Annotated in this window: 13 protein-coding genes; 4 read left to right on the top strand and 9 right to left on the bottom strand. The window is 65.6% G+C overall.

Annotation, left to right across the window (positions count from 1 at the left end; genetic code table 11):
* Nucleotides 1–159: 159 nt before the first annotated feature.
* From fliJ to fliF, 5 genes are read right to left on the bottom strand one after another with little or no spacing between them, the layout of a single operon-like run.
* Nucleotides 160–603, bottom strand: a complete 444-nt coding sequence (gene fliJ, locus KBW98_RS22445; protein WP_211522392.1) for a flagellar export protein FliJ — start codon at nt 601–603, stop codon at nt 160–162.
* A gap of 37 nt (nt 604–640) precedes the next feature.
* Nucleotides 641–2,044, bottom strand: coding sequence for a flagellar protein export ATPase FliI (fliI, locus tag KBW98_RS22440; protein WP_211522391.1), 1,404 nt, complete (start codon nt 2,042–2,044; stop codon nt 641–643).
* Between the two features lies 1 nt (nt 2,045).
* Nucleotides 2,046–2,747, bottom strand: coding sequence for a flagellar assembly protein FliH (gene fliH, locus KBW98_RS22435; protein ID WP_211522390.1), 702 nt, complete (start codon nt 2,745–2,747; stop codon nt 2,046–2,048).
* A complete protein-coding gene (gene fliG, locus KBW98_RS22430; RefSeq protein WP_211522389.1) occupies nt 2,747–3,751 on the bottom strand; it encodes a flagellar motor switch protein FliG in 1,005 nt (334 codons plus the stop codon). The genes fliH and fliG overlap by 1 nt, the downstream gene beginning before the upstream one ends.
* On the bottom strand, nt 3,744–5,441 hold the full coding sequence (fliF, locus tag KBW98_RS22425; protein ID WP_211522388.1) for a flagellar basal-body MS-ring/collar protein FliF: 1,698 nt from the start codon (nt 5,439–5,441) through the stop codon (nt 3,744–3,746). Before fliF ends, fliG begins: the two co-directional genes overlap by 8 nt.
* Nucleotides 5,442–5,633: 192 nt before the next feature.
* Between fliF and fliE the strand changes: the two genes are divergently transcribed.
* Complete coding sequence (gene fliE, locus KBW98_RS22420) at nt 5,634–6,005, top strand: flagellar hook-basal body complex protein FliE (protein WP_211522387.1); 372 nt, start codon at nt 5,634–5,636, stop codon at nt 6,003–6,005.
* Between the two features lie 150 nt (nt 6,006–6,155).
* Entirely contained in the window at nt 6,156–6,713 is a 558-nt protein-coding gene (locus KBW98_RS22415; protein WP_211522386.1) for a hypothetical protein, read from the top strand.
* A gap of 246 nt (nt 6,714–6,959) precedes the next feature.
* On the opposite strand, the gene KBW98_RS22410 is transcribed toward KBW98_RS22415, so the two are convergent.
* Together KBW98_RS22410 and KBW98_RS22405 are read right to left on the bottom strand one after the other, a co-directional pair.
* Complete coding sequence (locus KBW98_RS22410) at nt 6,960–7,184, bottom strand: DUF4287 domain-containing protein (RefSeq protein ID WP_211522385.1); 225 nt, start codon at nt 7,182–7,184, stop codon at nt 6,960–6,962.
* Nucleotides 7,185–7,275: 91 nt separating this feature from the next.
* Entirely contained in the window at nt 7,276–8,055 is a 780-nt protein-coding gene (locus KBW98_RS22405) for an alpha/beta fold hydrolase (RefSeq protein WP_211522384.1), read from the bottom strand.
* A 215-nt stretch (nt 8,056–8,270) separates the two neighbouring features.
* On the opposite strand from KBW98_RS22405, the gene KBW98_RS22400 reads away from it, so the two are divergent.
* Nucleotides 8,271–10,781, top strand: a complete 2,511-nt coding sequence (locus tag KBW98_RS22400) for a TonB-dependent siderophore receptor (protein ID WP_211522383.1) — start codon at nt 8,271–8,273, stop codon at nt 10,779–10,781.
* Between the two features lie 197 nt (nt 10,782–10,978).
* Here KBW98_RS22400 and KBW98_RS22395 read toward each other — a convergent pair whose 3' ends face one another.
* The gene (locus KBW98_RS22395) at nt 10,979–11,428 is read right to left on the bottom strand and encodes an Rrf2 family transcriptional regulator (protein WP_211522382.1); all 450 of its coding nucleotides are present in this window, start codon (nt 11,426–11,428) and stop codon (nt 10,979–10,981) included.
* 145 nt (nt 11,429–11,573) lie between these two features.
* Here KBW98_RS22395 and KBW98_RS22390 point away from each other — a divergent pair, with 145 nt between their 5' ends.
* The gene (locus KBW98_RS22390) at nt 11,574–12,203 is read left to right on the top strand and encodes a response regulator transcription factor (protein ID WP_229429358.1); all 630 of its coding nucleotides are present in this window, start codon (nt 11,574–11,576) and stop codon (nt 12,201–12,203) included.
* A gap of 30 nt (nt 12,204–12,233) precedes the next feature.
* Here the strand turns inward: KBW98_RS22390 and KBW98_RS22385 are convergent.
* Nucleotides 12,234–12,431: LuxR C-terminal-related transcriptional regulator (locus KBW98_RS22385; protein ID WP_211522381.1), on the bottom strand; the 198-nt coding region annotated here is incomplete at its 5' end.

The following is a 12,431-nucleotide window of genomic DNA, read 5'->3' as shown; positions in this document are numbered from 1 at the left end:
AGCTCGCGCGACAGCGTGTCGCCGAAGGCCTTGCCGCCGTCGGCGGACGCGCCCGGCAGGGCATTCGCGCGTTGCGCCTGGGCGTTGGCGGCGTTGGCGCCGGCGAGCTGGAACGGGAGGGTGGTGGATTGCATCGTCATGATCGTCTCGGCGTCTGGTTCAGCGTTGCTTGTAGCGGGCGCCACGGGCCGCGTGGTCGTCCATCAGTTTCTGGTCGCGCTTGTTCTCGAGCTTCAAGGCCTCGGCGGCGGCGCGTTCGCTCAGCGTGCGGTAGGACAGGCGCTTGCGCTCGCTCTCCTGCCAGGCCGCTTTTTCCACATTGGCCTTGTACTGCGCGTGCTTGATGACTTCGCGCTGGCCATTCAGTGCGTTGTCGAGCTTGCCAATAAAGGCGACAAAGTTGTGATACGCGAAAGGGGTGATGCCGGCCAGCTGGGCGGCATCGAGCTTGTTCGCGTACTCGTCGCGGTAACCGGTCAGCATGTCCAGCTTCTGCTCGGCCTCTTCGACGGCCTTCAGGGCCGCGCCGAGGCGCTTGGCCACCGCGTCGGATTCGCGCTGGGCCAGGTCGATGAGGGTGTCGAGAGCGGATGCTTGGGCCATGTTGGGTCACAGTATAGTGCCGCCCGGTATCCTTTCATTACTGGAATAGAGAGGTAAGTTGCCCCAAGCTCTCAGGCAAGCTGGCGTTGTCGAAGATTTCCTGGCACAGGAAAGCCTCGATGTCGCCATGCTTGGCGATCGCCTGGTCGAGCACGGGGTCGCTGCCGGCGACGTAGGCGCCCACGGCGATCAGGTCGCGCGCGCGCTGGTAGCGCGCGTACAGCTGCTTGAGCTTGCGCGCGGCCAGCTGGTGTTCGTGGGTGGTAATGCCGTGCATCGCCCGCGAAATCGACTGTTCGATGTCGATCGCCGGATAGTGGCCGGCTTCGGCCAGGTGGCGGTTCAGGACGATGTGGCCGTCCAGGATACCGCGCGCGGCATCGGCAATCGGGTCTTGTTGATCATCGCCCTCGGACAGCACGGTATAGAAGGCGGTGATCGAGCCGCCGCCCTCGAGGCCATTGCCGGCGCGTTCGACCAATACCGGCAGCTTGGCGAACACCGAAGGCGGATAGCCCTTGGTGGCCGGCGGCTCGCCGATGGCCAGGGCGATCTCGCGCTGGGCCATGGCGTAGCGGGTCAGCGAATCCATGATCAGGAGAACGTTCTTGCCCTGGTCGCGGAAGTGTTCGGCAATCGCGGTGGCATAAGCGGCGCCTTGCAGGCGCAGCAGGGGCGGGGAATCGGCCGGCGCGGCCACCACGGCCGAGCGGGCGCGGCCGTCCGGGCCCAGGATCTGCTCGATGAATTCCTTCACCTCGCGGCCCCGTTCGCCGATCAGGCCGACCACGATCACCTCGGCCTCCGTATAGCGGGCGATCATGCCCAGCAGCACCGATTTACCGACACCGGTACCGGCGAACAGGCCCAGGCGCTGGCCGCGGCCCACCGTCAGCATGGCGTTGATGGCGCGCACGCCCACGTCCAGGGTGTCCTTGATCGGTGCGCGGTCGAGCGGGTTCACGGGGCGTGCGTTGAGCGGTCCCACTTCGTGGGTGCCGAGCGGCCCCAGGCCGTCGAGCGGGCGGCCGGCGCCGTCCACCACCCGGCCCAGCAGCTGTTCGCCCACCGGCAGGTGGCGCGCGCGGTCGCTCGGGCGGCGCCGCGGATGCGGCACGCTGCCCGGTTTCGGCAGCACGCCTTCGACCGGATGCACGCGCGAGCCGGGCACCACGCCTTCGACGTCGCTCTGGGGCATCAGGAACAGGCGTTCGCCTTCGAAGCCGACCACTTCGGCCTCGATGAAGCCGTTGGCGGTGGGGATGGTGCAGGCGCTGCCGACGGCCAGGCGCAGGCCCACGCATTCCATGACCAGGCCGGCCACGCGCGTGACGCGGCCCGAGACCTGCATCGGCTCGGCGAAGCCCACCAGGGCGTCGCAGTCGCGCAGGTAGCTCTTCCAGCGTGCGGTATGGCGGTCGTCCGCGCCTGCGCTGCTCATCTTACTGTCCCATCCACTCGATATTCGCGCCCAGCGCATGGGTCAGGCGGTGCCAGCGCGCCTGGGCCTGGGCGTCGATCTGGTTGCTCGCGGTCTCGACCTTGCAGCCGCCGCGCGCCAGGCTGGCGTCCTCGATGATGCGCCAGCCGCCCTTGGTCAGTTCGTCGGCCATGGTCTGGCGCACGATCAGGGCGTCTTCGGGGTGCAGGCTCAGCAGGGCAGGCTGCTGCAGCACCGGCAGGTAGCCGATGGCCTCGCGCACGATCGGGACGATCAGCTCGGGGCGCACGTCGAAGGCGGTGCGCACCATGCCGCGCGCCAGGCGCAGGGCCAGTTCCAGCACGTCGGCGGCGATGGTCTCGTCGGCCGCGGCCACCGCGTCGCCGAAGGTGGCGGCGATCGCACGCACGTGCTCCAGCTCGGTGGCGGCCTCGGTCTGGCCGGCCTCGGCGCCGTCGGCATAGCCCTGGGCCCGGCCCTCGGCATAGCCTTGCTCGCGGCCTTCCTGCAAGCCCTGCAGGTAGCCTTCGTGGCGTGCGGCTTCGCGCATCGCCTCGATTTCTTCCACGCTCGGCAACACCACCTGGGGCACGATCTCCACAGGGACTTGTTGTGCCGGCGCCGGCGCGGGGGCGGGGCGCTCGTTGAACGAGGCCATTTCCCAGCGCTGGTAGGCGCTTTGCTGTTCTTTCGGAATCACCATCAGACGAAGGAATCCTCACCTTTACCGCCCAGCACGATCTGGCCTTCGTCAGCCAGGCGGCGGACGATCTGCAGGATCTGCTTCTGCTGGGTTTCCACTTCGGACAGGCGCACCGGACCTTTCGACTCCAGGTCCTCGCGCATCATTTCGCTGGCACGTTGCGACATGTTCTTGAAGATCTTCTCGCGCAGGTCTTGCGACGCACCTTTCAGGGCGATGATCAGCATCTCGGACTGCACTTCGCGCAGCAGCAGCTGGATGCCGCGGTCGTCGATGTCGATGATGTTGTCGAACACGAACATCTCGTCCATGATCTTCTGCGCCATGTCGTTGTCGTAGTTCTTGATGTTGTCCATGACCGCCGATTCCTGCTCGCCGCTCATGAAGTTCAGGATCTCGGCCGCGGTGCGCACGCCGCCCAGCGAGGACTTCTTGATGTTCTCGTTACCGGACAGCAGCTTGGTCAGCACGTCGTTCAGTTCGCGCAAGGCGGCAGGCTGCACGCCGTCCAGGGTGGCGATACGCAGCACCACGTCGTTACGCAAGCGCTCGGTGAAGTTTGCCAGGATTTCGCAAGCCTGGTCGCGCTCGAGGTGCACCAGGATGGTGGCGATGATCTGCGGGTGCTCGTTGCGGATCAGTTCGGCGACCGAGGTCGCGTCCATCCACTTCAGGCTCTCGATGCCCGAGGCGTCCTTGCCGCCCAGGATACGGTTGAGCAGCACGGCGGCCTTGTCGTCGCCCAGCGCCTTGGTCAGCACCTGGCGGATGTATTCGTCCGAATCCAGGCCGACGGTCGAGTGCAGGTTGGTTTCCTCGACGAAGTCTTCCAGCACCGTCACCACCTGCTCGTGCTGCACCGCCTTCATCTGCGCCATCGCGGCGCCCAGCTTGAGCACTTCGCGCGGGCCGAGGTATTTCATGACCTCGGCCGCTTCCGCTTCGCCCAGCGCCAGCATCAGGATTGCCGCCTTGTTGGTGGCGTCTTTGTCTTTATCACTCATTGGAACCCAACCATGCCTTGATTACGTTAGCCACGATGCGCGGATCTTCGCGCGCCAGATCCTGCGCCACCTTCAGGTTGGCGCGGTAACCCTGCGCCCGGCGTTGCTGCTCGACTTCTTCGATCTCTTCCTCGGCGGCCGCCTCGGCTTCCGCCGCGGCCGCTTCTTCGGCTTCCTCGTCGATTTCTTCTTCCTCCGGCATCGCGGTGGCCTCGTCGAACTTCTTGATCGCCGGGCGCAGCAGCGGGCGCAGGAAGCGGAAGTAGAGGAAGGCAATCACGGCGGCCACGAAGGCGTAGCGGGCGATGTCCTTGAACAGCGGGAAGTTGGCCGGATCGCTCCACCATTCCAGCGGCTTGATCTCTTCGGCCGGCTTGTCGACGCCGTCGAACGGGGCATTGGCCACGTTCAGGGTGTCGCCGCGCGCCTGGCTGTAGCCCATCGCCTGCTTGACCAGTTCGTTGATCTGGGCCACTTCGGCCGCCGCCAGCGGACGCACGGTGACCTTGCCGGTCTTCGGATCGACGATGCGGCGGTAGTTCACCACCACGCCCACGGTCAGGCGCTTGATGCCGCCCATCGGACGCTGTTCGTAGCGGATGGTCTTGTCGACTTCGAAATTGGTGGTCGAATCCTTGCGGCTCGGACCGGCGGCGCCCTGGCCGCCCGGCGGCAGCTGGCCTTCGACCGGGGCGGCGTTCACGCCCGGCGGCTGGTTCGACAGCGCGCCAGGGATGCCCGAGGCGGCGGCGCCGGGCTGGCTCGATTCCGAGGTCTGCTGGCTGCGGATGGCCTGCGGCTCCGGCGGCGAATTCGGCTTGTACATCTCGGCCGCGGTGTCGACCTGGGCGAAGTCGATCTCGGCGGTCGCCTCGGCGCGCACATTACCTTCGCCGACGATCGGCTTGATGATCGATTCGACCTGCTTGATGATGTTCTGCTGGACCTGGTCCACGTACTTGAGCTGGGTCGGGTCGAGCTGCTTGCCGTTGGCGGCTTTATTCGAAGTGTCGGACAGCAGGGTGCCGTTCTGGTCGACCACGGTGACGTTGCCGATGGTCAGTTCCGGCACGCTGGAGGCGACCAGGTGCACGATGGCGCTGACCTGGCCCGGATCGAGGGCGCGGCCCGGCTGCAGGTTGAGCAGGACCGAGGCGGTGGGCTTTTGCTGTTCGCGCACGAAGACCGAGGGCTTCGGCAGGGCTAGGTGGACGCGGGCGGAGCCGACCGAACCCAGCGACTGGATCGAGCGCGCCAGCTCGCCTTCGAGCGAACGCTGGTAATTGATCTGTTCCAGGAACTGGGAGGTGCCCAGCTTCTGGTTTTCCATGAGCTCGAAGCCGACGTTGCCGCCCTTGGGCAGGCCCTGGGCCGCCAGCTTCAGGCGCAGGTCGTGGATCTGCTCGGCCGGCACCAGGATCGCGGTGCCGCCTTCGGAGAATTTGTAGGGGACCGCCATCTGGTCCAGCGAGGCGGTGATGGCGCCGCCGTCGCGGTCGCTGTAGTTCGAGAACAGCACGCGGTATTCCGGCGCCTGGCTCCACATCCAGACCGCGACCATGAGCGCCAGGATGATGGCGATGCCGCCGCCGACGGCGATGCGCTTGCCCATCGTCGTCTGGAAAAAGGCCGGGACGCCGGACTGGGCCGGGGGCGTATCGAGGATTTCTTCCGCTGCTGCTGCTGCCATGGTGTCGTGGTTTTCGGGTTGGATTGTGGGGAGCTCAGGCAGCATTATGGAGCCGTGGAGCAACATCCAAACCGGGAAACAGGGGGCGTTTTACGGTCTTCTTCGCCCTTCGGATTTGCGCTGGCGCTGATATTCTGACAGCCTGAGATCAATGGTTTGATTCTACAAGGCAACAAACCGCAGGAGAAGAACATGAGTATTGGCGGCATCGGCGGCATCGACAACAGCCGTATCCAGGCGATGATGGAGCAGTTGAAGGCGGCGGCGACCAAGCCGGCATCCGCCGCGGCGGCGGTCGTCCCCGGCGCGCCGTCTGCGCTCGGCGCCAAGCCAGCGGCCAAGCTCGACTTCGCCGACGCCCTGCAATCGACCCTGCAGGAAGTGAGCAACAAGTCCAAGCAGGCCGAGGAGCTCGGCAAGCGCTTTGCCATGGGCGACGACACGGTCAGCCTGTCGGACACCATGATTGCCATGCAGAAGTCGAGTATTGCCTTCCAGGCCACCGTGCAGGTGCGTAACAAGCTGGTGTCGGCGTATCACGACATCATGAATATGCAGGTGTGAAGGCTGTCGTTGCTGTAGCCGGTTGCGTAAGTGGCGTTCGCCCAGGCCAGTAGTACCGTAAGTCGACTTTGATCAACGGATACCAGATGATGCCGGATTCTCATGCTCATCTATGCCCCAAGCCACGCTCTTTTCACCGCACTTTGATGGATGGTCCCTGTTTGGCTGGGGATCATTAACATCCTCGTTCCCGTCTTCCTTCCTCTGTTTGTACTGTGGATTATCAGCATTCCACGGGTAACTGCCGCACTCGCAGCCGGGGGAGTGATCAGGTCGATCGGCAAGGGGGAGCTGTTCTGGGCGACGATGGGCATGGCGGCGGCGACCTGTTACGAAGTGCGCGCAATCGAAGCGCGCGTGACCGATCCGAATGGTAAAGGGATCGCCTGGCTCGTCTTCGGACTCCACCTGCTCATCATTCTCTGCTCGGCATTCCTGGTGGGGATAGGGTCCCTGGCGACCGCGCCGGCCTCTGGACATCCTCACATTCCGGACAAAAAGGTGTTTTATGCATCTCTCTGGTTTCTTGCCTTTACTGCGCTCAGTTACACCATGGTCCATGCCTACCTGAATACGCTGGAGAACGAGATCAAGGACAAGGCGGTCACGGAAGCCAGGCAAGAAAAAGAAGTTATAATGAAAACGCTTCGCGAATGCCTGGCGAAGAACAGGAAAGATGGAAGCCTTTGCCTGGAGCCGAGAAAATGACGAGTATTGCTAGAAAACTGGAAACTGATACGCTAGTCCGTGCAAAGACGGTCAATGTTGTGATCGGCATCATGAGCGTCAGTGCATGTGTGTCCGCGCTCGCACTGTTTGCGCTCTTGCGCGGTGTTTTTTAAGAAAATTTGCGAGTCATAAACAGGGAGCCACGGGCTCCCTTTTGTTTTTGACGAGCGAAATCCGGCTCAGTGAACAGTCCCCGAGTACCCGGACTGAGAAGCGCACTCTTGCTCAAGCGGGGGCGATGCCCGTATGGGCGAGGTGCCAGGCAACCAGCGCATTCGCATGCCCATGGCCGAGGCCATGCTCGGTTTTCAGCCAGTTCACCATCTCCATGTGCTTCATGCCGGCCCTGCCGCCCAGCAGGCCGAGCCAGTGGGCCACCGGCTGGCCGTATTTCTTTTCGATCGAGGGGAAATAGGACGCCGGTCCCTTTACCTTGTCTTGTTCAGTCATGTTCGGCTCCAAAAGCGGGGGAAGCGCGGGATGGCTTCCTGTCTCCACGACGAATGGCGCCCTCCGGATTCGACATCGGCCTGCCGTTTTTTCAGCAGCCGGCGAGGAAGCGGGCGACACGTTGCGCCACCCAGGCTTCCCGCTCGCGATGCGGCACGTGCCGTACGCCCGGGATCAGCTCCAGCTCCACCGGCCCGGCCACGCCGGCCGCGATGCGCTCCGGCTGGCGGGGCGAACCGTATTCGTCCTCGAGGCCGTGCAGCACCAGCGCCGGGCAGTGCACGCCCGGCAGCGCCGCATCCAGCGACCAATCGGCAAAGGCGGGCGCCAGCCAGGTCCCGGTCCACGCTTCGAGCACCCAGGCCGCCTTGTCGCCGTGATAGCGCGCCAGCCGTTCCAGGCTGCCCGGCAGGGCGAACTGGCGCTTCGCTTCCAGGATGCCGGCGCGGGTGCGCTCTTCGATGAAGGACTGTGCCGCCTCCGTCACCAGGGCCGTGCAGGCCTGGGGCCAGGCGGCCGCGCAATGGACCGCCATGCCGCCGCCGACGCTGTGGCCGAACAGGGCAAACCGCTCCAGGCCGAAGTAGTCGCGCACCAGGGCGAAGCCCTCCCTGGCTTCGGCCGCGACAAAGCTCAGGGGGAGGGCGCCGGTGCGTGCGCTGGAACGGCCGAAGCCGAGGCGGTCGTAGGCGATGACGCTGCGCCCGCTCGCCAGCGCCAGTGCGGCCGGAAAGCCGCGCCACAGTTCGACGCAGCCGAGCGAGTCGTGCAGCAGGACGATGGGCGCGGTCGCCGCCGCCGGCACTTCCCAGGCGCGCGCGAAGATACTCCCGTCTACGGCGGGGATATGATGGTCGATTGGTTGCAGCATATTCACGGCGTCAATTATCGCATCGCCGATGTGCGTTGCAGCAATGCCACCGAGGCTTACGTGAACCTGACGCTCCCTGCTGTGTTGTAAATATCCCTAATAGCAATCATTACGAATTGACATCTTCAACCGTGCCCCGCAGTATGGACTGGAGTTGCCGCATGGGAAACTCCAGTAAAACGGCTGCGCAGGTCTACAACAAGAGGAAAACGAAGATGCAGAAGAACGTAGCGGAAAAAACCGTATTGGCACTTGCAATCGCATCGCTGTTCGCGGGCGCGTCGCAAGCTCAGGAACAGGCGCCCGCCGCCCCTGCGGCGTCCCAGGCCGAGCCGAGCACCGTGGTGATCACCGGCACCCGCGTGGCGAACCGCACCGCGCTCGACACCGCGGCCCCGGTCGACATCATCTCGGCCGAGACGCTGAAAAACGTCGGCAGCACCGAAATGAACCAGGCGCTGTCGATCGCGCTGCCTTCGCTGAACTTCCCCCGTCCGGCCATCACCGACGGCACCGACACCATCCGCCCGGCCACCCTGCGCGGCATGGCGCCCGACCAGACCCTGGTGCTGGTCAACTCCAAGCGCCGCCATGCCTCGTCGCTGGTGAACGTCAACGGCTCGATCGGCCGCGGTTCGGCGGCGGTCGACATGAACACCATCCCGACCGCGATCGTGAAGAGCGTCGAGGTGCTGCGCGACGGCGCGGCCGCCCAGTACGGCTCGGACGCGATCTCGGGCGTGGTCAACATGCGCCTGCGCACCGACCGCACCGGCGGCGAAGCCTCGGTCACCTATGGCGCGCGCAAGACCGAATACGACCTGTACAACGACGTCGCCCCGGCCGGCGCGCCCTGGGCCGGCACGGCGCCGGCTTCGCGCAAGCGCACCGACGGCCAGACCGCCACCGTCAGCCTCTGGAAGGGCCTGGCGCTTGGCGAGGACGGCTACCTGACCATCGCCGCCGAATACAAGGACCAGCACCGCACCGAGCGCAGCGGCTACGACATGCGCCAGCAATACCCGCGCGTGGCGGGCGGCGGCTTCGATCCGCGCGAGAACACCATCAACCGCTTCAACGCCTGGTACGGCGAGCCGGAGATGGAGCAGAGCACCCTGTTCGCCAATGCCGGCAGCAACCTGGGCGGCGGCGTCAAGCTCTACGGCTGGGCCAGCTACCAGAACCGCGAAGCGCGTTCGGGCGGCTTCTTCCGCCCGGCCCAGGACGCGCGCAACATCCCGTCCATCTATCCGGACGGCTTCCTGCCGATCATCGCGCCGACTGTCGACGACTTCGCCCTGACCGGCGGCGCCACCTGGACCTGGGGAACCTGGGACATGGACGCCTCGCTCGGCTACGGCAAGAACAAGATGGAGTACGAGATCCAGAACACGCTCAACCGTTCGATCGGCCCGAGCAGCAAGACCGAGTTCTACGCGGGCGGCTATTCCTATGACCAGACCGTATTCAACTTCACCGGCGTGCGGTCCGTCGACATCGGCGGCCTGGCCTCGCCCCTGAACGTCGCGGCCGGCCTCGAGGCGCGCCGCGAGGGCTACGAGCTGTTCGCGGGCGAACCGGATTCCTACCGCTACGGCGGCGAAGTCTTGCCTAACGGTACCCCGGCGGCGCCGGGCGCCCAGGTGTTCCCGGGCTTCCGTCCGTCCAACGCCACCAACAGCCACCGCACCGCGGTCGGCGCCTTCGTCGACCTGGAAGCGAATATCACCCCGCAACTGCTGACCTCGGTGGCGCTGCGCGGCGAGCATTACTCTGACTTCGGCAACAGCCTGGCCGGCAAGCTGTCGGCCCGTTATGACTTCAGCAAGGAATTCGCGCTGCGCGGCGCGGTGCAGAACGGCTTCCGCGCGCCTTCGCCGCAGCAGCAGAACTTCACCGCCACCTCGACCAACTTCATCAACGGGGTGCCTTTCGAGATCACCACCTTCAAGCCGAACGATCCGGTGGCGGTGGCCCTGGGCGCCAAGCCGCTGGAAGCCGAGGAATCGGTCAACGCCTCGCTGGGCGCGGTGATGCGCTTCGGCCAGGTCAGCGTGACGGTCGACGCCTACCGCATCGACGTCGACGACCGCATCGTCCTGTCCGAGAACCTGACCCAGGCCAACGTGCGTTCCTACCTGACCGCCCAGGGCTTCATCGGCGTCGGCGGCGGCCGCTTCTTCATCAACGGCGTCGACACCACCACCAAGGGCGTGGACGTGGTCGTGAACTGGCCGCTGAACGCGGGCGAGGCGGGCCGCTTCGACTTCACCCTGGCCGGCAACTTCACCGACACCAAGGTCACCAAGACCCCGGTCACCACCCAGCTGGCCGCGCTGAATCCGGCGCCGGTGCTGTTCGACCGCCTGAACGTGCTGTCGCTGGAAAAGGGCCAGCCGAAGAACAAGCTGAGCGCCAACGTGAACTGGAAACGGGGCCAGTGGGGCGCGACCCTGCGCGCCACCCGCTACGGCGAAGTCCTGTCGCCGGGCACCACGGCCGCCTTCGACTTCGAGCTGGGCGCCAAGACCACGGTCGATCTCGAGGCGCGCTATGCGGTGACGCCGAAGTTCACCCTGGCGCTGGGCGCGGACAACGTCTTCGACCAGTATCCGGAAACCCTGCCGCCACTCCTCAACACCACCGGCAATACGCCGTTCGCCAACTACGCCCCGTTCGGGCGCTCGGGCCGCTACATCTACGCCCGCGCCAACTACGGGTTCTGACTCCTTCGCGCGAATCCGTAGGGTGGACGGCTATGCCGTCCACGCGTCCAACCGGTTTTCGCGCGGCTGCGCAAGCTTGGATTGAACGCGTGGACGGGAAACCCGTCCACCCTACGATGTTTTACTGGCCGTGTGGCCGGAATGACAATGGCCGCCCTCGGGCGGCCATTTTATTGTCGAGCACACACCGGAGGGGCTCAGGCGGCCTTCTTGCGGTGGAAGGCAATTGGCGTTTCGCGCGGGGCCGGTTCGGGCAGCAGCGAGGCGAGGGTGTGGCGGTCGAGTTCGTCCAGGTAGGCCTTGGTGGCGTTGCCCAGCACCCCCTTCAGGCTACAGTTCTTCACCAGGCCGCAAGGCGTGCCTTCCGGGTCGAAGCATTCGGCCATGTAGAAGTCGCTCTCGCTCATGCGGACGATGGCGCCGATGTTGATGTCCTCGGGTTCATGGGCCAGGCGGAAACCGCCGTTGCGGCCGCGGATGGTCTCGATCACGCCATTGCGCGCCAGTTCGTTCACCACCTTCATGAGGTGGTTCTTCGAGATGCTGTGCAGGTCGGCGATTTCCTGGATCGTGACCAGGCGGTCGCGGTTGCTCCCCAGGTGCAGCAGGGTGCGCAGCGTGTAGTCGGTGAAGGAGGTCAGGCGCATGATCATTCAAGTATAGCGCATTCGCCGTGCAGCCGAGGGGGACCCGCCGGCCGCATTTTTTACATGTCTTAACTTGCCGGATCGGCCACGGCCACTCCAAGATGGAGGACGGGCATAGCCCCGCCGTCCAACCAGGAGCACGACCATGCACACGATTTCCTCTGCCGTCCATATCATGCACGCCGATCCGGTGATGACTGTCGGCCTGCATGCCATCCTTGCCGAACTGCCCGAGCTGCGCGTCACCACCAGCCTGCGCCAGCCCGAGGGACAGCGCGTCGCGCGCGTGCTGGTGGCCGACTACGACACCGGCCTCGCGCTGGCGCGCCGGCCGATGCCGGAAGCCCTGCGCCATCCGGCGGTGCTGATCGTCACCCAGCTCGACAAGGAATGGGAAGTGCGGATCGCGATGGACGCGGGCGTGCACGGCTACGTGCTGCAGTCCTGCGCTCCGGATGAGCTGCAGCGGGCGGCGACCACCCTGGCCCAGGGCCAGCGCTATCTCACCGAATCGGTCACCCGCAGCGTGGCCGACAGCCTGAGCCGCGAAAACCTGACCGGGCGCGAGACCGACGTGCTGCAACTGCTGGCCCAGGGCTGCTGCAACAAGTCGATCGCCCGCAAGCTGGGGATCGGCGTGGGCACGGTCAAGACCCACGTCAAGGGCGTGATGAGCAAGCTGGACGCCACCGCCCGCACCCACGCGGTGGTGGTTGCCACCCAGCGCGGCCTGATCCGCCCGGGCGGCGGGGTGCATCCCGCCACCTTCTCCTGACTTCGTTTTTTACTCTCGCCGCGGCCCGCGCTACAGCAGGCCGCGCGCCAGCGCCTTCAGGGTGGCGGCGGGCCGCGTGGCGCAGCCCAGTTCCTGCAGGCTGCGTTCCAGGTGGGCGTGCACCGCGCCCGTGCCCAGGCGCAGGGCGCGCGCCACGGCGCGTTCGCTCTCTCCCCGGCTGATCCTTCCCAATACCTCCTGTTCGCGCGCCGCCAGTCCCGACGGCGC

Origin of the sequence: Massilia sp. ST3 (assembly GCF_018119405.1) — a bacterium.
Classification (GTDB): Bacteria; Pseudomonadota; Gammaproteobacteria; order Burkholderiales; family Burkholderiaceae_D; genus Telluria.
The sequence above is the reverse complement of the archived record's forward strand: the minus strand, read 5'-3'. Positions and strand labels throughout refer to the sequence as shown.

What these genes read in the sequence shown, in the direction of transcription:
- fliE (WP_211522387.1), top strand. Translation starts at nt 5,634, where the DNA reads ATGAGTATTGGCGGCATCGGCGGCATCGACAACAGCCGTATCCAGGCG.
- KBW98_RS22405 (WP_211522384.1), bottom strand. Translation starts at nt 8,055, where the DNA reads ATGCTGCAACCAATCGACCATCATATCCCCGCCGTAGACGGGAGTATC.
- KBW98_RS22395 (WP_211522382.1), bottom strand. Translation starts at nt 11,428, where the DNA reads ATGCGCCTGACCTCCTTCACCGACTACACGCTGCGCACCCTGCTGCAC.
- KBW98_RS22400 (WP_211522383.1), top strand. Translation starts at nt 8,271, where the DNA reads ATGCAGAAGAACGTAGCGGAAAAAACCGTATTGGCACTTGCAATCGCA.
- KBW98_RS22410 (WP_211522385.1), bottom strand. Translation starts at nt 7,184, where the DNA reads ATGACTGAACAAGACAAGGTAAAGGGACCGGCGTCCTATTTCCCCTCG.
- fliF (WP_211522388.1), bottom strand. Translation starts at nt 5,441, where the DNA reads ATGGCAGCAGCAGCAGCGGAAGAAATCCTCGATACGCCCCCGGCCCAG.
- fliJ (WP_211522392.1), bottom strand. Translation starts at nt 603, where the DNA reads ATGGCCCAAGCATCCGCTCTCGACACCCTCATCGACCTGGCCCAGCGC.
- KBW98_RS22390 (WP_229429358.1), top strand. Translation starts at nt 11,574, where the DNA reads ATGCACACGATTTCCTCTGCCGTCCATATCATGCACGCCGATCCGGTG.
- KBW98_RS22415 (WP_211522386.1), top strand. Translation starts at nt 6,156, where the DNA reads ATGGTCCCTGTTTGGCTGGGGATCATTAACATCCTCGTTCCCGTCTTC.
- fliI (WP_211522391.1), bottom strand. Translation starts at nt 2,044, where the DNA reads ATGAGCAGCGCAGGCGCGGACGACCGCCATACCGCACGCTGGAAGAGC.
- fliH (WP_211522390.1), bottom strand. Translation starts at nt 2,747, where the DNA reads ATGGTGATTCCGAAAGAACAGCAAAGCGCCTACCAGCGCTGGGAAATG.
- fliG (WP_211522389.1), bottom strand. Translation starts at nt 3,751, where the DNA reads ATGAGTGATAAAGACAAAGACGCCACCAACAAGGCGGCAATCCTGATG.